The sequence below is a fragment of the Marinomonas ostreistagni genome, from assembly GCF_016461785.1.
GTDB lineage: Bacteria > Pseudomonadota > Gammaproteobacteria > Pseudomonadales > Marinomonadaceae > Marinomonas > Marinomonas ostreistagni_A.
The window spans coordinates 23,363-44,628 of the sequence record NZ_JAEMUH010000006.1; the positions used below are offsets into that span (position 1 = coordinate 23,363).

22 protein-coding genes are annotated in these 21,266 nt (G+C 43.6%); 10 read left to right on the forward strand and 12 right to left on the reverse strand.

Annotation, left to right across the window (positions count from 1 at the left end; all coding sequences use genetic code 11):
* Positions 1 to 6: 6 nt before the first annotated feature.
* Complete coding sequence (locus tag JHD44_RS07160) at positions 7 to 1,851, reverse strand: ABC transporter ATP-binding protein (protein WP_199462084.1); 1,845 nt, start codon at positions 1,849 to 1,851, stop codon at positions 7 to 9.
* A gap of 196 nt (positions 1,852 to 2,047) precedes the next feature.
* Between JHD44_RS07160 and JHD44_RS07165 the strand changes: the two genes are divergently transcribed.
* The 4 genes from JHD44_RS07165 to JHD44_RS07180 all read left to right on the forward strand — a co-directional run bounded on the left by JHD44_RS07165 (position 2,048) and on the right by JHD44_RS07180 (position 4,808).
* Entirely contained in the window at positions 2,048 to 3,250 is a 1,203-nt protein-coding gene (locus tag JHD44_RS07165; protein ID WP_199462085.1) for a Bcr/CflA family multidrug efflux MFS transporter, read from the forward strand.
* A 14-nt stretch (positions 3,251 to 3,264) separates the two neighbouring features.
* Positions 3,265 to 3,612 (forward strand): HopJ type III effector protein, encoded by a 348-nt coding sequence (locus JHD44_RS07170; RefSeq protein ID WP_199462086.1) that lies wholly within the window; start codon positions 3,265 to 3,267, stop codon positions 3,610 to 3,612.
* 99 nt (positions 3,613 to 3,711) lie between these two features.
* Positions 3,712 to 4,536, forward strand: coding sequence for an HAD-IIB family hydrolase (locus JHD44_RS07175; protein ID WP_199462087.1), 825 nt, complete (start codon positions 3,712 to 3,714; stop codon positions 4,534 to 4,536).
* Positions 4,537 to 4,646: 110 nt separating this feature from the next.
* The gene (locus JHD44_RS07180) at positions 4,647 to 4,808 is read left to right on the forward strand and encodes a hypothetical protein (protein ID WP_199462088.1); all 162 of its coding nucleotides are present in this window, start codon (positions 4,647 to 4,649) and stop codon (positions 4,806 to 4,808) included.
* 45 nt (positions 4,809 to 4,853) lie between these two features.
* Here the strand turns inward: JHD44_RS07180 and JHD44_RS07185 are convergent, their stop codons facing one another.
* Positions 4,854 to 6,344 carry a TyrR/PhhR family helix-turn-helix DNA-binding protein gene (locus JHD44_RS07185; RefSeq protein ID WP_199462089.1) on the reverse strand — a complete coding sequence of 497 codons (1,491 nt, stop codon included), beginning with the start codon at positions 6,342 to 6,344 and terminating at the stop codon, positions 4,854 to 4,856.
* 146 nt (positions 6,345 to 6,490) lie between these two features.
* On the opposite strand from JHD44_RS07185, the gene JHD44_RS07190 reads away from it, so the two are divergent.
* A complete protein-coding gene (locus JHD44_RS07190; protein WP_199462090.1) occupies positions 6,491 to 7,444 on the forward strand; it encodes a LysR family transcriptional regulator in 954 nt (317 codons plus the stop codon).
* A 37-nt stretch (positions 7,445 to 7,481) separates the two neighbouring features.
* On the opposite strand, the gene can is transcribed toward JHD44_RS07190, so the two are convergent.
* From can to JHD44_RS07215, 5 genes are all read right to left on the reverse strand, one after another.
* Positions 7,482 to 8,117: a carbonate dehydratase gene (gene can, locus JHD44_RS07195; RefSeq protein WP_199462091.1), complete on the reverse strand. Its 636-nt coding sequence runs from the start codon at positions 8,115 to 8,117 to the stop codon at positions 7,482 to 7,484.
* Positions 8,107 to 8,961 (reverse strand): putative RNA methyltransferase, encoded by an 855-nt coding sequence (locus JHD44_RS07200; RefSeq protein WP_199462092.1) that lies wholly within the window; start codon positions 8,959 to 8,961, stop codon positions 8,107 to 8,109. Before JHD44_RS07200 ends, can begins: the two co-directional genes overlap by 11 nt.
* 115 nt (positions 8,962 to 9,076) lie before the next feature.
* A complete protein-coding gene (locus JHD44_RS07205) occupies positions 9,077 to 11,083 on the reverse strand; it encodes a putative bifunctional diguanylate cyclase/phosphodiesterase (RefSeq protein WP_199462093.1) in 2,007 nt (668 codons plus the stop codon).
* Between the two features lie 64 nt (positions 11,084 to 11,147).
* Positions 11,148 to 12,002: a DUF1853 family protein gene (locus tag JHD44_RS07210; protein WP_199462094.1), complete on the reverse strand. Its 855-nt coding sequence runs from the start codon at positions 12,000 to 12,002 to the stop codon at positions 11,148 to 11,150.
* Positions 11,999 to 12,349, reverse strand: coding sequence for a YqcC family protein (locus tag JHD44_RS07215; protein WP_233401875.1), 351 nt, complete (start codon positions 12,347 to 12,349; stop codon positions 11,999 to 12,001). Before JHD44_RS07215 ends, JHD44_RS07210 begins: the two co-directional genes overlap by 4 nt.
* Between JHD44_RS07215 and JHD44_RS07220 the strand changes: the two genes are divergently transcribed.
* Positions 12,341 to 13,480, forward strand: a complete 1,140-nt coding sequence (locus tag JHD44_RS07220) for a DUF3549 family protein (RefSeq protein WP_233401877.1) — start codon at positions 12,341 to 12,343, stop codon at positions 13,478 to 13,480. The genes JHD44_RS07215 and JHD44_RS07220 overlap by 9 nt on opposite strands.
* 18 nt (positions 13,481 to 13,498) lie before the next feature.
* Here the strand turns inward: JHD44_RS07220 and JHD44_RS07225 are convergent, their stop codons facing one another.
* From JHD44_RS07225 to rlmKL, 3 genes are all read right to left on the reverse strand, one after another.
* Complete coding sequence (locus JHD44_RS07225; protein WP_199462095.1) at positions 13,499 to 13,759, reverse strand: formyltetrahydrofolate deformylase; 261 nt, start codon at positions 13,757 to 13,759, stop codon at positions 13,499 to 13,501.
* Positions 13,760 to 13,880: 121 nt separating this feature from the next.
* The gene (gene purU, locus JHD44_RS07230) at positions 13,881 to 14,738 is read right to left on the reverse strand and encodes a formyltetrahydrofolate deformylase (RefSeq protein WP_199462096.1); all 858 of its coding nucleotides are present in this window, start codon (positions 14,736 to 14,738) and stop codon (positions 13,881 to 13,883) included.
* Positions 14,739 to 14,827: 89 nt separating this feature from the next.
* The gene (rlmKL, locus tag JHD44_RS07235) at positions 14,828 to 16,999 is read right to left on the reverse strand and encodes a bifunctional 23S rRNA (guanine(2069)-N(7))-methyltransferase RlmK/23S rRNA (guanine(2445)-N(2))-methyltransferase RlmL (protein ID WP_199462097.1); all 2,172 of its coding nucleotides are present in this window, start codon (positions 16,997 to 16,999) and stop codon (positions 14,828 to 14,830) included.
* 124 nt (positions 17,000 to 17,123) lie between these two features.
* Here rlmKL and rmf point away from each other — a divergent pair, with 124 nt between their 5' ends.
* Positions 17,124 to 17,333, forward strand: coding sequence for a ribosome modulation factor (gene rmf / locus JHD44_RS07240; protein WP_199462098.1), 210 nt, complete (start codon positions 17,124 to 17,126; stop codon positions 17,331 to 17,333).
* A gap of 45 nt (positions 17,334 to 17,378) precedes the next feature.
* On the opposite strand, the gene JHD44_RS07245 is transcribed toward rmf, so the two are convergent.
* Positions 17,379 to 18,419, reverse strand: coding sequence for a quinone-dependent dihydroorotate dehydrogenase (locus tag JHD44_RS07245; protein WP_199462099.1), 1,041 nt, complete (start codon positions 18,417 to 18,419; stop codon positions 17,379 to 17,381).
* Between the two features lie 37 nt (positions 18,420 to 18,456).
* Positions 18,457 to 18,678, reverse strand: a complete 222-nt coding sequence (locus JHD44_RS07250; protein WP_199462100.1) for a DUF2835 domain-containing protein — start codon at positions 18,676 to 18,678, stop codon at positions 18,457 to 18,459.
* A gap of 126 nt (positions 18,679 to 18,804) precedes the next feature.
* Between JHD44_RS07250 and JHD44_RS07255 the strand changes: the two genes are divergently transcribed.
* Genes JHD44_RS07255 through JHD44_RS07265 form a run of 3 tightly spaced genes read left to right on the forward strand, consistent with a single transcriptional unit; the run spans position 18,805 to position 21,133 of the window.
* The gene (locus JHD44_RS07255; RefSeq protein WP_199462101.1) at positions 18,805 to 19,767 is read left to right on the forward strand and encodes an AAA family ATPase; all 963 of its coding nucleotides are present in this window, start codon (positions 18,805 to 18,807) and stop codon (positions 19,765 to 19,767) included.
* Between the two features lie 3 nt (positions 19,768 to 19,770).
* Positions 19,771 to 20,664 (forward strand): DUF58 domain-containing protein, encoded by an 894-nt coding sequence (locus tag JHD44_RS07260; RefSeq protein ID WP_199462102.1) that lies wholly within the window; start codon positions 19,771 to 19,773, stop codon positions 20,662 to 20,664.
* A gap of 1 nt (position 20,665) precedes the next feature.
* Positions 20,666 to 21,133 carry a DUF4381 domain-containing protein gene (locus JHD44_RS07265; RefSeq protein ID WP_199462103.1) on the forward strand — a complete coding sequence of 156 codons (468 nt, stop codon included), beginning with the start codon at positions 20,666 to 20,668 and terminating at the stop codon, positions 21,131 to 21,133.
* The last annotated feature ends 133 nt before the right edge of the window (positions 21,134 to 21,266 follow it).

Below are 21,266 nucleotides of genomic sequence, written 5' to 3' on the forward strand. Positions count from 1 at the left end.
CGCGGCTTATATATCGTCAATGTCTTCAGCAATAAACCCACCACTTTGATGCGACCACAGCTTGGCATAAATCCCGCCTTGCTTAATCAATTCAGTATGAGAGCCTTGCTCAACAATCGCCCCTTTATCCAACACAATCAAACGATCCATCGCGGCAATAGTAGAAAGTCGATGGGCGATTGCGATCACCGTTTTACCTTCCATCAAACGATACAAACTGTGTTGAATGGCTGCCTCAACTTCGGAGTCCAGTGCAGAAGTGGCTTCATCCAGCACCAATATCGGCGCGTTTTTAAGTAGAACTCGTGCAATGGCGATACGCTGTCTTTGACCACCTGAAAGCTTAATGCCACGTTCGCCAACCATGGCATCGTATCCGGTGTTGCCGTAAGGATCTGTCAGACTAAGAATAAATTCATGCGCTTCAGCACGTTTCGCCGCAGAAATCATTTCTTCTTCTGTGGCCTCAGGGCGACCGTACATCAAGTTATCGCGTACGGTGCGATGAAGCAGTGACGTATCTTGAGTCACCATGCCGATGCCCGCTCTCAACGATTCTTGTTGAACATCACTGATCACTTGACCATCTATTTTAATGGCTCCTTGTTCAACATCGTGAAAACGCATAAGCAAATTAACGATAGTCGATTTACCAGCACCTGAGCGCCCTACTAAGCCCACCTTTTCACCTGGCTTAATATGAAGATCTAACGCATCAATAACTGAAATATCTTCCTTGCCATAATGAAACGCGACTTGATCGAAATGGATGTCTCCATTCGAAATCGACAAAGGCTTAGCATCGTCTTTGTCCTGAATTGTGAGCGGTTTTGAAAGCGTTCCCATACCATCTGCAACCATGCCGATGTTTTCAAACAACGCGCTAACTTCCCACATGATCCACTGTGACATGCCGTTCAGCCGCAAAGCTAAACTCACTGCAATGGCGATGGCTCCAACACTGATGGCACTGCCTAACCAGAGGCCAATGGCCACTGCGGCAATCACAAATGCCAAAAGATAGTTTAAGCTCTGAACACAAACATTTAGCCCCGTTACCATGCGCATCTGCTTATGAACCGTTGCGAGAAACCCATTCATGGACTCCTTTGCATAAGACAGCTCACGTTGATTATGGGCGAATAGCTTGACGGTCGATATGTTTGTGTAGCTGTCCACTATTCGCCCCGTCATGGTGGATCTAGCGTCGGCTTGCTCTTCTGATATACGGCGCAAGCGAGGCACAAAATACAACTGAATAGCGATATAACCTGCCAACCAGCCCAACATTGGCAGCACCAAGCGATAATCAGCTTGGGCAATCAAAACCAGCATGGAAATGAAATACACCAAGATGTACATCAGCACATCAAGCAACTTCATCACTGTTTCTCGAACAGCTAACGATGTTTGCATGACCTTTGTCGCAACACGTCCAGCAAAGTCGTCTTGAAAAAATGACACACTTTGGCGCAATACAAAACGGTGAGCCATCCAACGTATGCGCATTGGGTAATTCCCAAGCAAAGTTTGATGCACAATGGCTGAGTGCAAAAAGGTTACCAAAGGCATTGCCACCAACACCATGATTGACATTGCAATCAAACGACCAGATTCCTCGCTCAAAAACGTTTCAGGGTTTTTAGTCACTAGCCAATCAACCAATTGCCCCATAAAACTAAACAAAGTCACTTCTAATATGGCGGCAATAGCCGTCAACACAGACATGAGCAATAAGGGAATTTCAGCCCCTTTGGAGTAGTAAAGACAAAACGCAAACAATGTCTTTGGTGCTTGTTTGGGGTCTACTTCAGGGTATGCGTTTAGCCACCTTTCAAAAAATTTCAACATAGGTTCTACTACAATCATTAAAGATCAAAAAAATGATACCAAGTGAATCATAGAAATGCGCGCAGCACTATCGTCAACTTTGACTGGTCGTTTAATTAAGAAGTCTTTCCTCAATTGAAGGTTTTCGTATTAATAAGACACCCTTATAATTGATTTAATCAACTAATTAATATTTACACCTTTTAGATGGAGATCTATGCAACTTACACTTCCTATTATTCTTGTCCTCGGACTCTTGTCAGGCATCACTCCTCTCGCCATCGACGCCTACCTACCCAGCTTTCCCAGTATGGCAAACGACTTAAATCAAGATATCAGTCACATTCAGCTTACTCTTAGCGTTTACTTGTTAGTATTTGCGATCTTCCAAATGATCTATGGACCAATATCAGACGCGGTTGGGCGCCGAAAAGTAGTGGTTAGCGGACTGATCATTTTTAGCCTTGGTAGCCTTGCCTGCTCGACTGCTAGTACCTATGAATGGCTTCTTATCGGACGTGTCATTCAAGCCATGGGAGGCGCGGCCGTTGCGGTAACCATTCCTGCTCTTGTTAAGGACAACCTCAGTACCAATCAATTTGCCAAAGCAATGTCGATGGTAATGTTGGTGATGGCTCTAGCACCACTGGTTGCACCAATAGTGGGGGGAGCTATTTTGGTTGTATTCAATTGGAATGCGATCTTTATTTTTTTAATGCTACTTGCCATTTTGGCCATTGCTCTATTCTTAAAAACTATTCCTGAAACATTATCATCAGAACAACGAACACCACTGTCGTTTACAACAGCAATGAGCAATTACTATAAATTAACTCGCCACCCCATCATTATGGGGTACATTATGGCAGGCTCCTTACATTTTGCTGGATTAATGTGTTTCGTTACTGGTGCATCCTTTGTTTACATAAAGGTCTATGGCGTAGACGAAGGTCTTTTTGGTTTCTTGTTTGGCTTAAACGTCATCACGATGATGTTGGCGACGACTATCAACGGCCGATTTGTTGAGCGTCTTGGGATCGACACTCTAATACGCCACGCTATGACCATTTTGATGCTGGATGTCATTTTACTGATTTGTATGAGCTTTATGGAGCAACCTCCTCTACCTGCGTTAATCCTAGGTATGATGTTTTTCACTGGTCCAATTGGTATTTTAGGGAGTGGTTTCATGGGGGGAGCAATGCGTCGAGCAGGATCATTGAATGGTAGTGTTGCCGCCCTTGCTGGCACAATTCGCTTTTCGCTTGGTGCATTAAGCGGTGTAGTTTTAAGTGTACTTCACAATGGTACTTTTGTACCAATGTTAGGTATCATGGCTTTTTGCGGACTGACAACATACATTATTTATCGCATCGTTCGCCATTTTGAACAGCTTTCCCCTATCAGCGAAAAACACTAAGTAAGAGTATTAGCATGTTAACAACGACTACTTTATTGGAAAAACTTTCTTCTGCACCAGAAACGGTCTCGTTTCAAGACACGATTAGTGTCATTGACAATGAGTATGAATTTACACCAACAGCATTCAAAAATGGTGTCCAGATTAACCAAGCCAACGAAAATAACGGCTCTTGCAAAATCTTTTACTTCGCGCAAACCCATCAAATTGACCAAGACCGTGTTCTCAACTTATTTGGTGATTTTTATCGTAAAGATGTATTAGAAAATCCAGAAGGGACGGATCACCAGAACATTCGTCAGTTCATCATTAATGGCTGGTCCGGCATCTCATTTGAGGGGCAAGCCTTAAAAGCAAACTAGTATATAAGGGCGAGTGATCGCCCTTTTTTAATCCATGCGGTGAACTTTTAACGTAGCTGATATTCTAAGTTTGTTGAATAATCGAAGGTGTAAGTTGTTATGGATTTAGTGGTTTTTGATTTAGATGGCACGCTTTTAAATAAACAGCAACGTTTGTCTGCCACCACCATCGACACACTTGAAAAGATGAAGCAAGCTGGCATCGCTTACACTCTAGCGACTGGGAGAACTCATCTGGCAGCGCAGCCTTGTCTCGAAGGCCATAACTTCCCACTCTGGCAAATCTATAAAAATGGTGTTGAATGGTGGCATCCTGAGCTACAGGTCTATCGTCACAATGGCTTGTTGGACCATGAAACCATTCGTGCCACCTTGAATGATTTTGCAGAGCAAGGTGTTACACCCTTTGTATTTTGCCTAGATGCACAAGGTCAACAACAAGTGTTTCATCCGGATACATTGGACAAGTACGGCGAAATGGTACTTGAAGAGTTGTCTGGGCATAATAACTTAACCAAACACAGCCTGTCAGGGCTCACGCCTGATACCCGCATTATTAACATTAGCGCTCTAGGACACCCATCACCATTACAGCAACTCGTAGAACGCTGTTCTAATTACGATGAATTGGTCGCCTACTGTGGTGGTGGCATTTATCACCCCGAAACACATTGGATCGACATACACCACAACAGCACCTGTAAAGGCTCTGCAATCATGCAGCTGATGGAAGAGCTCAGTGCAACGAATCTTATTGTCTTCGGTGATGGCGACAACGATTTGACCATGTTTGACATGGCAAACGAAGCCTACGCGACGGACAATGCACCAGATTATATTAAGCAAAAAGCAACGGCTACGGTCGGACATCATGATGCCGATGGGGTCGCTTTATTCCTTAGGGAGCGGTTTAATTTATCCTAATAGGATACGAATCTTCGTGACATTGTTACGAATTTGCAACAAAACTCTCTTTACGAAGAGAGATTATTAGCCCATATTAGAGTCATAACGAAAACAAGTGGAGAAAGATTATGTTTGAATTTGCCTTATTTGTCGCTGCCGTTGCTGGTGCGTTCTGGATGGCACATTCCCTAATCAGTACTGTATCTACACCTTCGATGAAAGCTCAACCAATTAAAATTGAGCAAGAGAAGCAACTAAAACAGCGCCCTCGCGATCGATTTCCTCGCTAGCTAGTTCTTAGTCGCCATCTTGATACCTAGATGGCGATGCACCTGCTAAACGATGTCATACTCTTTTAGTTTATTTGCAATAGAGCTGTGACTTACGTTTAGAAATTTGGCCAATTTTCGTGTACTCGGGTATTGCGGATACAACTTTCTCAATACCTGAGCTTCATAGGCTTTGACGGTTTTATCAAGCGAGCCATCAATCAAAGCAATTGGCATAGTTTCACCCACCTTTAATGGCAAATCGCTGGTTTCAATTTGCACTCCACTGGCAATATGCCTTGCTTGGTAAAGACACGACTCCAGTTCTTTTAAGTTACCAGGCCAATGATGCATCTTCAGTGATGCCATGGCGTCTTCTGATAACGACATTGGCGTCTCCCCCGAGCGTTCACCGGCATCCGCTAAGATTTCGCGTGACAACCCCGCCAAATCTTCCTTGCGCTCGCGTAAAGGCGGCACATGCAATTGATAGCTGCTTAGCATGAAATACAGCTCATCACGAAGATGGTCCTGCTCTCTTAAACTCTCATCACTTAGTCTCGATAACCCAATCACTCGACAAGGCGCTTGTGTTTGATACAAACGACTTGGCTGCTCTTTTAACCAATCAATTAACAGACCTTGGCAGGAGTCTGACATGCGCTCAACATCGTCAATGGCCAACCAACCACCTTGCTCCAAATATTCCATCAATATTTCAGGAACTAATGCGCCACCTCCAACGTATCGAATCGCTGACTCAAATTCTAAATTTTGCTTTTGCCACGCATGGAAAATAGCATCCAGTAAACGTTTTTTGCCAACGGCAAACTCCCCTGTCATCAACATCGGACTGTCTATAGAGACATAGGCATGAGCAAAGGTTAGGCAACGTTTCATGGCCACACTTCGACATACGCCTGTTTCCAGAAATCCTTGTAAGGCATGCTCAGCATCTGGGGCTTTACGCAAACTAGAGGCCTGCCTTCCCAACCTTTGCGCAGAACGAATATAAATAACGCCACCCGCACAAACATTTATAGCGTTTTCATTTGTCACAAAGTAAGGCTGCATTTCTAACAACATAAGCTGACCATTTAAACGAACCCGTTTCGTCACCCCATGCTGAAAAGTTTGCCAATCCAATCGTTCAAAATTAATACTGGGGATAAATTGACTCAGTGGCTGTCCAAACATCTGAGTCAGAGTACTCGACACATCTTCTGCAGCCTGTTGCGTTGCCATGGTAATGATGCCCTTTAAATCCACAGCAACGACGCCATCCGGCAGAGCTTCCAGCAAAGTATGTAACACGTGTTGCTCGCGCTCTGAGGGCGTGTATTGCACGGTTTTTACATCTGCGACACCACGCAAACGACGGATGTCTGCTAACAATTGAGTCAATTGCTTAAATTCAATATCATCAAAACCTACGTACAAGCAGCCAATACGACTGTTGACTTCCACTCGGCGCATGTCGATATGATAAGGCACCAGCAGATCGAGTATTTCCATTGCCATCCCAACTCGATCTTCACACCTAACTTCTAAACGCATATTTGCCTCAGTTTCGTTTCACATGACGATCTTATTTTAGTTGATCGATGCATACGACATTGGTCATAGTGCAGCCTATGACAAGTTCTATTCATTAGAAAAATACAGTATCATGCGTGACCATTACTAGTCGAAATGGTCTCCCTATGCAGCTCGATAAAATCGACCTCAATTTACTGCGTTACTTAGATTCTTTACTTCGTGAGCAAAATGTTACTCATGCTGCCAACCAACTTGGTATCACACAGCCTGCAATGAGTAATGGCTTACGCCGACTTAGGGACTTATTTCACGACCCACTTTTAGTTCGCACAAGTGATGGCATGATGCCAACTGCTCTAGCGATTCAACTGCAACCTCGGGTACGTAGTATTTTACAGTCTGTCGATGAAGTATTGCATCTGGGACACAACTTTGATGCAGAGTCCAGTGCCCGTGTATTCCGTATTATGGCCAGCGATTATGCCGAGGCGACACTTATTCCACCGTTAATGCAAAAACTGCAGCGCGAAGCACCTAATGTCATTATGGATGTCATGAACCCAAGTGACGTTAGCTTTCATGACGTAGAGAAAGGCAAGGTTGACTTGGTTATTAACCGTTTCGATACACTACCGCAGTCTTTCCACCAGAAATCTGTATGGGTAGACCGATTCTCATGCTTAGTACCAAATGATGATCGTTTTGACGAAGTCATGAGTCTAGAGGACTACCTAGAGGCGCAACATGTTTGGGTAAGCAAAACAGGTTTTGGGGTTGGCGTTGGTATTCAGCCTGAAGAAGTCCAAAAACTTGGCTGGGTTGATTCTACACTGGCAGAACTCGGTCACAAACGAAACATTCGACTTTTCACTCGCAGTTATAATGTTGCTATGCGCTCAACAGAACAACTTGGCCTTGTGGCTACATTACCATCTTTAGCGACACGTTTAATGGTTGATAGCTCAAGCGTTAAAGTAGTCGAGCCACCATTCGAGATCCCACCTATTGAGTTAAAAATGCTATGGAGCCCTTTGCTACAGCATGACCCAGGCCATATTTGGCTGCGCTCAACCATTGCTGGCTGTGCTAAAACGATTGCCGAAAACGCAGATCTATAACTAAAAAAGGCGCTATCACCAGCGCCTTTTAACTTTTTTACGGGACTGTATTTAATCGAAGATAGGCTTCTTCTTCATCCGCGACGGTTACATTTAAATCTGTGATATGGCCATTTTTAATAGAGTAACACCAGCCATGGATTGTTAACGCCTGCCCTCGCTTCCATGCATTACGCACTATGCTCGTTTGACAAACGTTTGCCACCTGCTCTATTACATTGAGCTCGCACATACGATCAAACTTGTCACAGTCATCGTGAATGTCGTCAACCTCAGCTTTATGAATTCGATAAACATCTTTGATATGTCGCAACCAATTATCTATTAAGCCATATTCCTGTGTTTCCATCGCCGCCTTGATACCACCGCAGCCATAATGCCCAACCACCATAATATGCTTTACTTGCAGCACATCCACCGCATATTGAATAACAGATAAACAATTTAAATCCGTGTGCACGACAACATTGGCAATGTTTCTATGAACAAACACCTCCCCTGGCAATAAATCGACTATTTGATTTGCTGGAACACGACTGTCTGCACAGCCGATCCATAGGTAATCAGGTTTTTGTTGCTCAGATAATTTATCAAAAAATTCTGGATCTTCAGCATTGACCTTTGCAGCCCAATCGCGATTTTTATCAAACAACGCCTCTAATTTATTCGGCATAAGTCTTTCCTTGCTTTTGATACCAACGCAACTTTACGTCTGCGGTCAAATCGATTTGCTGTAATGCCTGTGCGGCTCTTCGGCCTTCATAAGGCGCTTTATGGATATGCGGTGTCATACTGAGAAGCTGACCAATATCTTCTGGTGTTGAAAGAGAAAACTTAAATTGATGGTTCTTCTCTAACACCAATTCGAATCCTTCTATCCCTTCCAAAAACGTCGCACGATATGGCTTGATCTCAGGGTACAGTATCTTTCGAAGCTCAATTAAGTGATCTGCCCCCGATTCAATCAACAACAAATAACCCGCATCATTTAACACTCGATGAAACTCTTCAATGACAGGGAAACCGAATGCACAGATAAGCCAATCAAAGCGCCCTGAGGCCACCGGTACATGCGCATTACTGCCGACAATCCAGTCAATGCTTTTGCTGCGTTTACTGGCGTCTGTGATCGCCCATTTGGAAATATCCAAACCGACGGCCGATACCTCACGAGCCGCTGAAAGGTGTTCAGTAAGCTGTCGTAGATAATGACCTTCACCACAGCCAGCATCCAAAACATCTAATCTGTTCGCAGACGCGAGTGAATCAGGTAAGGAAGCAATAATCGCTTCAATAACAGGATCATAGTAACCGTTAGACAAAAAAGCTCTACGGGAAGCGACCATCTCTTTGCTATCACCGGGATCTTTAGAGTGCTTTTTTTGCACAGGCAGCAGGTTAATGTAACCCGTTTTTGCGATATCAAAGGAATGCCCATGCGCACAAACCAAAGTACGCTCTTGACGCTGCAAAACAGACTGATCAAGAGGGCAGCATAAATTTTCTAGATTAGACACTCAGGCTCCGAAATGAAGACGAAAGAACAATTACAGAATGGGCTGAATGTTAACAAAAAGCGAGTCACAAGCGTTAACTTAGAAACCAAGTAAATAGCAAATTACGCAGACTTTTCTAGCCTTCTATTGGGGGGACTATTTGCGTAAATGTTTCTAAGTACTTTTCAAAATCATCACAACACATAGGTTTTGCAAATAAATACCCTTGCACTTCTTGGCATTCGTAGTCGGTCAGTAAATTCATTTGCTGACGACTTTCAACGCCCTCAGCAATCACTTTAAGATTCAAGCTCTGTGCCATGGCAATGGTTGCTTTCACAATCGCATCATCATCCCCGTCAATTCCTAAATCTTGTATAAATGAGCGATCAATTTTAAGCGCTTGAATCGGAAATTTTTTAAGGTAAGCAAGAGATGAGTAGCCTGTTCCAAAATCGTCAATAGATAAAGTAATGCCCATTTCTCGAAAGTCGTGCAGTTTTTTAATGGTGCCGTGAGCGTCCGACATCAACATACTTTCAGTCAGTTCAAGCTCTAATAAGTTTGGATCAATTCCCGTCTCCAGCAATATTTGCTGCACTACCTCTACTAAGTCTGGCTGCAGGAACTGACGTCCTGATAGGTTCACCGATAGGTTTATTGGTGGTAAGCCTTGGTCCTGCCAAGTTTTTAGTTGCTCACAAGCCTTACGGATTACCCACTCACCAAGCGGAAGAATTAAACCACTCTCTTCAGCGACAGGGATAAATTGATCAGGAGGTATCATGCCCTTTTCAGGGTGATGCCATCTAATTAAAGCCTCTGCCCCCACTGTCACTTCGTCTGAAGAACGTATTTTGGGCTGGTAATACAATTCAAACTGGCCTTCTTCAATGGCTTTTCTAAGACCACCACCAAGAGTTAAATAGGCACTAAAGCCTTCGCTCATCTGCTCCTGATAAACACGATAGCCATTGTGAGCATTCGCTTTGGATCGATACATCGCAGCATCAGCATTCTTAAGAAGTGTATCAATATCACCACCATGATCAGGGTAGCATGCAATACCAATACTCGTAGTGATAAGCATCTCCATATCAGAAACAGGGTAAGGTTCAGCACCCGTTGCATTGATCAGTACGGCGATTTCTTCAAGTTCATTTAAGTGTTTGACATGCTCTAACACTACTACAAACTCATCTCCACCGAGTCGATACAAGCACGAACGAGAGGGGATGGTTGTCTTTATACGGTTGGCAACTTCCTGCAGCAGTTGATCTCCGACTCGATGCCCGAAAGTATCATTAACCACTTTGAAACCATCTAAATCTAGGTACATCACCCCAAATTGCCGCTCTCTCTTCTCGGCTGTCGCTTTCGCCTTTTCCAATTGTTGGTAGAGTAGATTTCTATTTGGAAGGTGGGTCAAACTGTCGTAGTTCTGCAACCTATAGAGCTTTACTTCATAATCGCGAAGTTCCTGTATATCCTGAGCGAACATATCAATATTTCCATTCGCAGGATTAATATGTGCTTCTAATTCAAACCATCGAATACCAGAAGCGGTAGAGAGGCGAATCTCTTGATGCACAGCCCCATCACGCTTCACTCTCTCTATAAAATGATTTGCAGCACTGTAGACGGCAAATAACTCTCGAATATTACCTATATTAGGGAATAATGTATGAGCACGCTGACTGACAAATTGTTTGTCACCTGACTTTGAGAATGAAAGAAGAATCAGTGAATTTAATCGTTCAGAAATAGAGTTTTTACCGTAGGTGTACGGCATGGCTTGAGAAACACTCGGCGGGCATGGAAACGCCTCAACAGAAAATCCAAGTGCCTCTTCGCTTCCTAACGAAATAACCGTTGCCGTACAGCGATACAGACTATTGCTAACATCACGAATAAGCCAGTGAAAGCACAAAAGCGAACTTGACTGCGACTGCGCTAAAAAATGCGACAAGTCACTTTTCAAGTCACGATTAATATACGTTAGACCATCGTGACTAACTCCAAGAGCATCTGCAAAGCGCTCCTTTGCAACAGAGTTACTCCATGACACAGTTCCTTGTGCGATATCTATTACCCAAGCCGCTCGTTTCGAGCTTGGCACTAAGAACTCAACAATGTCATTCATCTAATACATCAAAAAAGCGAAAAAAGTGGCGGATAAGTTTGAAGATGATTCAATTTTATATCATCTACCAATCATCTGGGCACACAAATAGCCAAAATAATTCGGAACTGTCTAATTTTATACTACTCACGCACGAAAACAAAACAGGTCTCTCATCACCACGAAAGCGAAGCGATAACTCAAGCATAAGATCATTATTTATCTGTTTTTTAACTGAAATATCTGAATTTGCAGTAATCCAATAAGGTTTATTAGCTTCACACAACTGACTTAAGAAAGGTTGAGCTAAATAAAGATCAGACAACCTAATCCATCCGCCATGCCAATCAGAATGAGCAAAAAAGTTGCACGTTTTGTTTTTCAAAGGGTAGAAGTGACGACCATATATCATCAGGTTTTTCTGGGTATCTGAACATTTAGAAACAGAAGTTAACCATTCCTTACCCTCATTAATGGTTAAAATTTTAAGCTGATGATTACGTGCATGACTCTCTTTTTTATGCAGATTGTCATTTTTATTGGGGCCTATCCAGATTCCACCCATCAAATCAGATCGATACAAGTAGAACTTCAAAGCTATTTCAAATTGATACACCTTACCTTGCAGCTCTGCTAAGAGGTCAACCTCACCATATGTCTTACCATCGACATGAATTTGCTGATGTTCCGCAATGACCCTTAGCGTTGAAAAGTGTTGTATTACAAAGGAAAACAACTGCTCAAAATATGTGCCGAGAAAATGTGATTTAGCAGACGCCATATGCTCCATAAGCTCATGTGGATTCGCTTTAAGCTCTTGTAACTTTTGCGGCCACGTTGGTAACAAAAACTTCGCCAACGGAATATCGATTACAAAACTCTCTCGCTCACAAAGCAACCACTCTAAGTCAGCAAATAGCTGCTTAACAGAATGACTCATTGGGTGGCAACCAATCGACTTAGAAAACGGTCAATTGCATCGGTAATTAAAATTAAATCTTTTACTTTTGCTGGTTCTAGACCACGAAATGCTTCTTCCACCATTGGTGAAATATGACAACGGTTTGGCAGAGGCTCTTGATGTTCGATCATTATTTTAAAACGCTCTATTAATACATAACGCAACCACTGCTCAAAAGTCATTGTATCAATACAGAAAGGTTGTTCTGATGCTAAGGCTTCTATCGATGGTTCGTCTATTTCCCAGACATGAGCGGACTGCATCGCCATCTGCAGTTCTAAAATTAAATCCGCCAGTTCTGAATAGTGTTGGATCGAATGAGACAACTGATTTCTCTCCTAAAAAACGGTATGATGAGGCCATTTAAGTTATTTGGAACGGCCACACTCGCCATGCAAAACATTGAATCTCTTAGCGACCTTTTCGATGCCGTAGGATGCAAAGCCACATTCTACGACGTTGGGCGCTATATTACTAAAATCACACCGCAACAAGTTGTACAGTTTGATAAGAAACAACAGATCTATCCTTACAGTTTTCGTAAACAAGCGTGGCTCGCTTGTGTTCTTAAACAAAGCTCTGACAGCATTTCGACAAACCAAGTTATTTGGTTTTTACGCTTGCCTCTAGATGAATCCGGCTGCCTCAACCTCGGCACCCGCGATCACTTCATCAAAACCATTGTTGACAAGATCATGCACAAGGGCGCGGAGCAAGGTGTTCAAGAAGCTCTGGAAGATAACCCGTATGCTTTTCAGCCAGATCAAGATCGCCTTGCAAGCTTTCATGCCATACTGGCAAGAGATCTAAAACAACCCGCATCAGAATACCTAGATGCCGTTCTCACGTACTTACGTAACGCAAACGCCTCCTTGAGCGATGAGTGGCAGGATCTAGGGGTTCAAGGTTTAGCAGATTTGGCAGCCCGAAATGAAAAAGCAGCATACGAGAAAGAAGTCATTAGAGCGCTATGCACAGCACCTGACGATGTACGTTTTCCTCTATGTCACGCACTAGAGCATCACCTACCAAGCAATGCGTTAGTAAAAGCCGTAAGCAACGAAATGACTGACTCTGTTACGACACCAGCCGGTGCCTCTCACCTCATTAGAGCCATTGCGCGAGGGGATTTTCCTAACGATCTCTTTATCCCACTGTTTACGATGCTCGGGGATATTACTGATTGCAGCGATGAGCAACTAGAGTTGATTGCCGCCTTGGTTTCTAAATGTCCTCATTGGCTAACGGCTCAGGGTCAATTGCTACGTATTATTCTAGAGAAATTGGCTCACCGAGATGATGCGCAGCTTGGCTTTAAACACATCGTTGCTGAGCTGACACAACAACAAGAGACACGCCAAGCTTGCTGGAATATTCTGCGCTCACCTCACGCCAGTGCGGCACTGCAAAAAGCCGTAGCAGATTTGTTTACTCCAAGCACTCAAACCTTACAATAAACAAAGACGCCGCCATACTTAGTGGCGGACGTGCTTTGACTCCACTAATGAGCGCATTTCCTTACGATGCTGTTTGAACTCTTCACTCAGCTCGTAAGTACCCTCTCGAGTGTACTTTAAGGCCCCTCGACTAACTAAAGCCTCTAAGGTTTTTGATAACACTTTTTGACGGCGTTTTCCTTTGACAAAGAAATACTGATCGCCAACTTGTATGAGCTCGAAACCAGTTTCCAGAAACCCAACACACAGGTTTTGGGTTGGTGTAAGTTTTAATTTCATCGCGTCACCCTCAACCAAACAAATAGATTGACTCAGGTAACTATAGTAAAAAAATGAAATAACTGAATGTTATTGAAGGGAAAGAGTAACCAGTTTCACCCTAGTTACCCTTTTTTGCAGTTTATTGAGCAAAGACGACAGTCTTGTTGCCATGAACTAACACACGGTCTTCAATGTGGTAACGCAAGCCACGGGATAGCACCAATTTCTCGATATCTTTACCAAGGCGAACCATATCTGTTGCCGAATGACTGTGACGAACTCGAATCACATCTTGCTCAATGATAGGACCCGCATCTAGATCAGCGGTCACATAGTGACACGTTGCACCGATCAACTTTACACCTCTCACGGCTGCCTGATGATAAGGCTTAGCACCGATAAATGATGGCAAAAAACTGTGGTGAATATTGATAACACGGTGACGATACTTCTCACACAAGTATTCAGGAAAAATCTGCATGTAACGCGCCAGTACAATGGTATCAGCACCTGACTCATCGATGGCCTTTTCAATAGCTTGAAAGGCTGGCATCTTGTCATCTTTAGGGACATTAATGCAGTGATAAGGAATGTTGTACCACTCAACCATTGATCGAAGATCTTCGTGATTCGCAATGACACCCACAATATCGCATTGCAATTCGCCAGTGTGCCAGCGGTGCAGCAAATCATTCAAACAGTGAGACTCTTTAGTCGCCATCAACATAACTTTAGGCTTTTCTTCACTGCTATTAATGAACCAATCCATTTCAAATTTGCTGGCTATTTCTGAAAATTCTTTGCGGAACGTATCAATATCAACACTCATAGTTTCCGCGTCAATTACGTGACGCATGAAGAACCATTTTTGCTCAGGATCAGTGTGATGATTTGCTTCTACAATAGAACCATTGCGCTCATTTAAATATTGGCTGACTGCTGCCACGATACCTACTCGATCAGGACAACTGATCACCAAACGAAATGTTTTACTCATAATATCAATTTACTTCTATGGAATATAATTACAGACCATTCGGTCAGATTTATCTTAAAATTATACTAACTTTCAGGAATGAATCCTAACTAAGCTTTGTGACGCAAAATCCAACACTGGTGAATTTTTTGGTTTCGTTCAAAATCAGGGTCCAACGATTGACGGGTGATATTCTCCACCTCGTAGCGCTCGCTTATCTCGGCATCCAACTCAAATCGACGGTAGTTGTTTGAGAAAATCAGCTCACCTTTAGCATGCAAGCGTGCCATTGCTAAATCGATCAAATCTACATGGTCACGCTGAATGTCTAATACACCTGCCATTTTTTTAGAGTTTGAAAAAGTCGGTGGATCCATGAAAATCAGATCGAACTCACCATCAGCCTGACGCAACCATTCGAAACAATCTGCACGAACAACTTGGTGATCTCGCTCAGAGAACTCATTTAACTCCAAGTTACGACGTGCCCACTCCGTGTAAGTGTTCGACATATCTACACTTAACGAGCTCTTAGCACCACCTTGTCCAGCGTGAACCGACCCCGAAGCGGTGTAACAGAACAAGTTCAGGAATCGAACACCGTTTGCCTTTTCTTGAATCAACTTACGTACAGGTCTGTGATCCAAGAACAATCCCGTGTCTAGGTAATCCTTAAGGTTCACGATAAAATCACAACCGTGTTCTTCTACCACCATTTCGTGTTGCTGCTGATCAACTTTTTCGTATTGTTGCTTACCAGATTGCCTTAAGCGCTGCTTCACCACGACATTAGTCTCAGGAATGTTCAAAGCGGTAGGTATTGCAGCTACGACTTCAAATAAACGCTGTTGAGCTTTTGTTTCATCAACACTCTTAGGCGCCTGATACTCTTGAACATGGGCCCAATCGTTGTAGATATCAATCGCCACTGCGTATTCTGGCATATCTGCATCGTAAACACGGTAACAAGCAATGTTTTCACGCTCTACCCACTTACGCAGTTTCTTTTGGTTCTTTTGTAAACGGTTGAGCACCATTTGCGCGCCTGCAGACAACCCCACCTGCTCGCGACTACCAGCTTTAATATGACTATCGCTGATTGGGAAACGGTAGGCTCGACATTCTAGTCCACCGTTTAAAACGCGCGAACTTTTTTCTGGACGGATTGGGATTTGTCGAGCAAGATTTTCACTGCTGGTAAGCAGCATCATTTCACCTTCTAAAGCATGCTCGATAGCCCAATCCCCAAGCTGGCGATACAAGGACACCAACGCCATTTCATCACCTAAACGCTCACCGTAAGGTGGGTTCACCATAACCAGTGTTGGCTGCTGTTGCCACTCAAACTCATGCTGCTGGAATGCAGACAAGCTGACAGTTACCACATTCGAAAGCCCTGCTCGCTTGATGTTTTCGCGCGCCGCAGCAATCGCTTTTTGCTCGCGATCCGTACCTTGGAAACTGACAGTTAAGTCTTGAGGTTGGAGTCGTTCGTTCTTAGCAAAGTCATTCAACTGTTGCCACAGACGATGATCGTGCTGTTTCCAACCCTTAAAGCCCCAATATTGACGACGTAAACCAGGGGCGATGTTTAGAGACATTAAAGCCGCTTCAACTAAGAAGGTCGCCGAACCACACATCGGATCAACCAGCTGTTGAAAACGTGTATCTTTGCCCCAGCCTGCACGCATCAACAGACCAGCCGCTAGGTTCTCCTTCAACGGGGCCATGGCTCCCTGCTGGCGATAGCCACGACGATGCAAACTTTCTCCAGTCATATCCAAACTCAACACAGCTTGATCTCGCTTGATCTTAAGGGCAATGCGCAGATCAGGGTTTTGTTTTTCAACACTCGGACGTCGTCCAGTTTTCTTAGAGAAATAGTCCGCAATGGCGTCTTTCGTTCTCACTGCACCAAACTGCGTATTGCGAATTGCATGGTTCGTACCATGACAATCAATCGCAATCGTATTGTCTGCGTGCATGTGATCCGACCAATCAATGGCAGCGACAGCTTGATAAAGCTCATCCGCTGAACCAACTTTAAATGTTGCAAGAGGCATCATGATTCGCGTTGCGACACGAGACCATAAGCAGGCGAGGTACATGCCACGCAAATCAGTAGTCAACTTAACCTGAGCCTCACCCAGCCGAGTCTCGGTTAAGCCTATGTCATGTAGCTCCTTTTCTAGAATATTTTCCAAGCCAATTGGACAGGTCAATTCAAGAGCAATGTTTTGTGTCTGGGAGTCACTAGAAGTGAGCTCGGAGTTATGTGTCATGTTTATTACTTTTTGATGAATTTTTAAATTTTATTAGAGCAAAGTGTTTTTAGACAAACACTCTGCTCTCTACTATTAATTAAAGTTCACTTACGTAAAAAAGAGAACTGAGAGGAACGTATTTATGAAGAAACAAAAACGAGATCTTCATCAAAGAGCGTATGTACGCGGTTATCGAGCAGGCATGGCTGGCCGTTCGAAAGCCCTTTCAGAGCAATGTCACGTATCTGCTCGCCCCGATTGGTTAGCAGGGTGGCGTGAAGGTCGCGGTGACATGTGGGATGGTCTCACCCCTGTTGATGGTACGTATAAAGCGGCCAGTTTTTCTCAGTAACTTTTCTTCTAGAAAAAGGCCTGTCTTATGACAGGCCTTTTTCGTTTACTTGTCCAGACTAGCCTCTCTAATGTAAGTATCCGTTGCTGTAACAGCCTCTTGGACTAGCTCAGGCCCTCTATAAATAAAGCCAGAATAAATTTGCACTAACTTTGCTCCCGCCTGAAGTTTCTCTACGGCATCAGTTCCGGACAGAATACCGCCTACACCAATGACAGGCAAAGTACCTTTTAAATGGTCGCACAATACACTGACAACGTGCGTTGACGCATCTTTCACAGGCGCACCACTTAAACCGCCTGCTTCATTCGCATATTTATGCCCAACCACTGCATCACGTGACAGCGTGGTATTCGTTGCAATGATTGCATCGACTTGCTGCTCTACTAAGGTGTCAGCCACCATCTTGATTTCATCATCAGTCATGTCAGGCGCTATTTTAACGGCTAGAGGCACTTGGCGACCATTTTCCTGTGCATAGCGTTTTTTCGCTTCCACAAGAGGTGAAATCAACTCAGCAAGACTCTCACCAAACTGAAGAGAGCGAAGTCCAGGCGTATTTGGCGAGCTGATGTTCGCAGTAATGTAATCAGCGTAAGGAATCACTTCTTCTAGACATGCCAAATAATCTGCCGCGGCATCTTCAACAGAAGTAGTCAGATTTTTACCAATATTAACACCTAAAACACCTTTATAAGCATGTTTACGGATACGCGAAACCATATGGTCTACACCTTTATTATTGAAACCCATACGGTTAATAATGGCGTCATGTTCCGGCAAACGAAATAGGCGTGGTTTAGGGTTGCCTGATTGTCCTTTTGGCGTAACAGTACCGACTTCAACAAAACCAAAACCTAGTGCCCCTAACGCCTCGAAAGCCTCTGCATTTTTATCTAATCCCGCAGCAAGACCTACGGCATTTGGAAACTCAATACCCATCACATTAACTGGCGTAGTTGTTTGCTGGCGTGCATACAAAGAGGTCAGTCCTAAACGACTGGATGCGCCAAGCATATCAAGAGACAATTCATGAGACACTTCTGGGTCTAATTTGAATAGCAAAGAGCGCGCTAAGTTATACATATAGTTCTGCCTTTTGTTCAGTCGAATGTGGGGGGGATTATAAAATTTTTTCGAGTTTGACGAGCTTTTTATTCTCATCAAACTCAATTTCAAAGGCACCATAAACGCCCTTGTGCGTAACAAAACGCTGAAAAGACAGAAGAGGCAACTGTATCATTCGACCATCACGACTTTTCGCAACAAGAAACTTCACTGAGCCCTGATACATTTCCTTGTATTTATATGCGGGTAAACTTACGTCAATAGTCACTTTGGCCATGCTGTACCTTAACTGTCATAACCTTTAATCAAACATATTGATTAAGAGGTTTTATCTTGATCACGATGGTGGTTATTATATTGTCTTGACGGAGATTTTGACAGCAGTATAAGGGCATACCAAGGTATGGAAACAGCAATAGCACAGCTAAAAGCGCAGTTGAATCACGCTGTAGTCGGTCAGACTACATTAGTTAATGATTTACTCATTGCTCTCATCGCGCAGGGCCATGTACTTTTAGAAGGTCCTCCAGGCATTGCCAAAACGACCGCAGCCAAATCGCTCGCAAAAGCAATTCAAGCCAGCTTTCAGCGTATTCAATTTACTCCAGATTTATTACCTGGTGATCTAACAGGTTCTGAAATTTTCCAACAGCATACTGGACAGTTTCAATTTAGAGCTGGGCCAATTATGCATGATATAATATTGGCCGATGAAATAAATCGCGCTCCCGCCAAGGTACAATCAGCACTACTTGAAGCTATGGGAGAGCGCCAAATTACCGTAGGCAATTCAACCTACCAACTCCCTGATCATTTCTTTGTTATCGCTACACAAAATCCGATTGAACAAGAAGGTACCTACCCTCTTCCTGAAGCTCAGCTTGATCGTTTTATTATGAAGCTAATCGTTGATTATCCCGATGCTGAAACAGAATTGCAGGTACTAAAGCTAATTAGGGAACAAAACAAACAAAACACCGCCTCGGACTCCTCAACAATTAGCATGGATGATATCAAATCACTCCAGCAGCAAGCTTTAAATGTGTATATGGCAGATGCGGTGGAGCAGTATATCATTCACCTTGTCATGGCGACTCGACAGCCAACCCAGTATTTTGAAGATCAAGGCCAAATGGCTGCACTGATAGATTATGGCGTCAGCCCAAGGGCCACGCTTGCGTTAGATCGCTGTGCTCGTGCGCACGCTATCCTCAGTGGTCGCGACTATGTTACGCCCGACGATGTCCGAGCCATTGTACACAACGTTTTTAGGCATCGCTTGATTCCATCATTTCAGGCCATCGCCCAAAATCTGTCCAACGAACAGTTAATTAACATGATCTTAGCAAAAGTACCTGTGCTGTAAATTATGGATAACTTGCTCATCCCGCCTTCTCCAGAACTCACCACCGAGGAAATACAGCGTTTCAGCAGTTATGCCAAACAACTTGGGAAGGCGCAATCTGCCCCAATACTGCGACACCAAAATGGGCAAGACATTAGCAGAAAGAAAGGGCATGGAATTGAACTAAGAGAGATACGACCCTATGTCTCCACTGACGATGTGCGTCATATGGATTGGCGAGTGACGGCTCGCACAGGAACGCCACATACCCGTGTGTACACAGAAGATGTTGAACATCGAACCTTCATTATTTGCAGTTTTTCCAAAGATGCCTACTTTGGCACAGAAACAACATTTATCAGTACACGCTTAACGCAAATTGCAGCGCTAATTGGCTGGCGCAGTTATATTACGCGCGACCCTTTGTCCATGCTTACCTGCCAAGAGCAAAGCTTTGAGCTGACAAATATTGTCCGAGACTGGCAAACTTGGGGACAGGGTTTAGCTTACCTTACAAAAATCGATAATCGAGCTTGCAGTAACCAGTATTTTAACTTGCCAAACCACCTACTAGTAAAAGGCAGTAACATTATTATTTTAAGCGACCAAATGTTTGTGAGTGAAAAAAGCAGAGCAATACTCACTCAATTAGCAAAGCATAATCGTGTTCATTGGCTGTCTCTGGAGGATGCAAACACCTTTTCCATCCCAGATGGCATCTACCAGTTTAGCCACCAAAAGAAAGCCATAGAGATTAATACCGCCCACCGTAAGGAAGCCAAGCAACGCTATCTCGAACAGTTTCAAAAACACCACCAGCTATTAGTAAGTTTAGGGATTCCCAAACTCACTTTTAATGTAAATGAATCCCCTATCGCTATTGTAAAAACGTTACTGAATATGGGGGCTTTACATTGAAATGAACACAACGATAGATTTGCCAAATAAAGCTTACTTATTGCCAGAAAGCATTGCTAACTGGCCACCAGCTTGGTGGTTTTGGCCGATCCTTTTCGTCCTGTTAAGTGGGTTTATATTTATAACCTATCTTTTTATAAGGCGTCATAAAAAACGCACTTATCGGCGCGAGGCTCTTGCGAAGCTTCAAGAACTTCATGAATTAAGTGACAGAGCACTGGTCGAGTTATGCTTATCACTTATCAAAAGATGTTTAAAGACAGAGAAAAACGATACGTTACTGCGCTTGTCCAACGCTGAGCTCATCCCTTTACTAGATAAACAAATGGGCAGAAAAAAATACTCATTCCAAAACTTAACTGAGGAGCTGATTGAGTTACCCTACCAGCCCAATACTCAATTAAGCCCAGATAAAAGACAAGCCCTTATAGATACAACCCGATATTGGATAAGGAGTCATCGTGCTTGAGCTTCAGTGGCCGTGGGTTTTACTGTTGTTACCTTTGCCAATCTTTATGCGGATGATAAATCAAAGCCAATCGTCATCACACACTACATATTGGCAGTACAACGAGCTTTTTAATACACATGAAAAGCCTCGC

Coding starts and splice junctions, on each gene's coding strand:
- JHD44_RS07160 (WP_199462084.1), bottom strand. CDS start 1,851: ATGTTGAAATTTTTTGAAAGGTGGCTAAACGCATACCCTGAAGTAGAC.
- JHD44_RS07165 (WP_199462085.1), top strand. CDS start 2,048: ATGCAACTTACACTTCCTATTATTCTTGTCCTCGGACTCTTGTCAGGC.
- JHD44_RS07170 (WP_199462086.1), top strand. CDS start 3,265: ATGTTAACAACGACTACTTTATTGGAAAAACTTTCTTCTGCACCAGAA.
- JHD44_RS07175 (WP_199462087.1), top strand. CDS start 3,712: ATGGATTTAGTGGTTTTTGATTTAGATGGCACGCTTTTAAATAAACAG.
- JHD44_RS07180 (WP_199462088.1), top strand. CDS start 4,647: ATGTTTGAATTTGCCTTATTTGTCGCTGCCGTTGCTGGTGCGTTCTGG.
- JHD44_RS07185 (WP_199462089.1), bottom strand. CDS start 6,344: ATGCGTTTAGAAGTTAGGTGTGAAGATCGAGTTGGGATGGCAATGGAA.
- JHD44_RS07190 (WP_199462090.1), top strand. CDS start 6,491: ATGCAGCTCGATAAAATCGACCTCAATTTACTGCGTTACTTAGATTCT.
- can (WP_199462091.1), bottom strand. CDS start 8,117: ATGCCGAATAAATTAGAGGCGTTGTTTGATAAAAATCGCGATTGGGCT.
- JHD44_RS07205 (WP_199462093.1), bottom strand. CDS start 11,083: ATGAATGACATTGTTGAGTTCTTAGTGCCAAGCTCGAAACGAGCGGCT.
- JHD44_RS07210 (WP_199462094.1), bottom strand. CDS start 12,002: ATGAGTCATTCTGTTAAGCAGCTATTTGCTGACTTAGAGTGGTTGCTT.
- JHD44_RS07220 (WP_233401877.1), top strand. CDS start 12,341: ATGAGACAACTGATTTCTCTCCTAAAAAACGGTATGATGAGGCCATTT.
- JHD44_RS07225 (WP_199462095.1), bottom strand. CDS start 13,759: ATGAAATTAAAACTTACACCAACCCAAAACCTGTGTGTTGGGTTTCTG.
- purU (WP_199462096.1), bottom strand. CDS start 14,738: ATGAGTAAAACATTTCGTTTGGTGATCAGTTGTCCTGATCGAGTAGGT.
- rlmKL (WP_199462097.1), bottom strand. CDS start 16,999: ATGACACATAACTCCGAGCTCACTTCTAGTGACTCCCAGACACAAAAC.
- rmf (WP_199462098.1), top strand. CDS start 17,124: ATGAAGAAACAAAAACGAGATCTTCATCAAAGAGCGTATGTACGCGGT.
- JHD44_RS07245 (WP_199462099.1), bottom strand. CDS start 18,419: ATGTATAACTTAGCGCGCTCTTTGCTATTCAAATTAGACCCAGAAGTG.
- JHD44_RS07250 (WP_199462100.1), bottom strand. CDS start 18,678: ATGGCCAAAGTGACTATTGACGTAAGTTTACCCGCATATAAATACAAG.
- JHD44_RS07255 (WP_199462101.1), top strand. CDS start 18,805: ATGGAAACAGCAATAGCACAGCTAAAAGCGCAGTTGAATCACGCTGTA.
- JHD44_RS07260 (WP_199462102.1), top strand. CDS start 19,771: ATGGATAACTTGCTCATCCCGCCTTCTCCAGAACTCACCACCGAGGAA.
- JHD44_RS07265 (WP_199462103.1), top strand. CDS start 20,666: ATGAACACAACGATAGATTTGCCAAATAAAGCTTACTTATTGCCAGAA.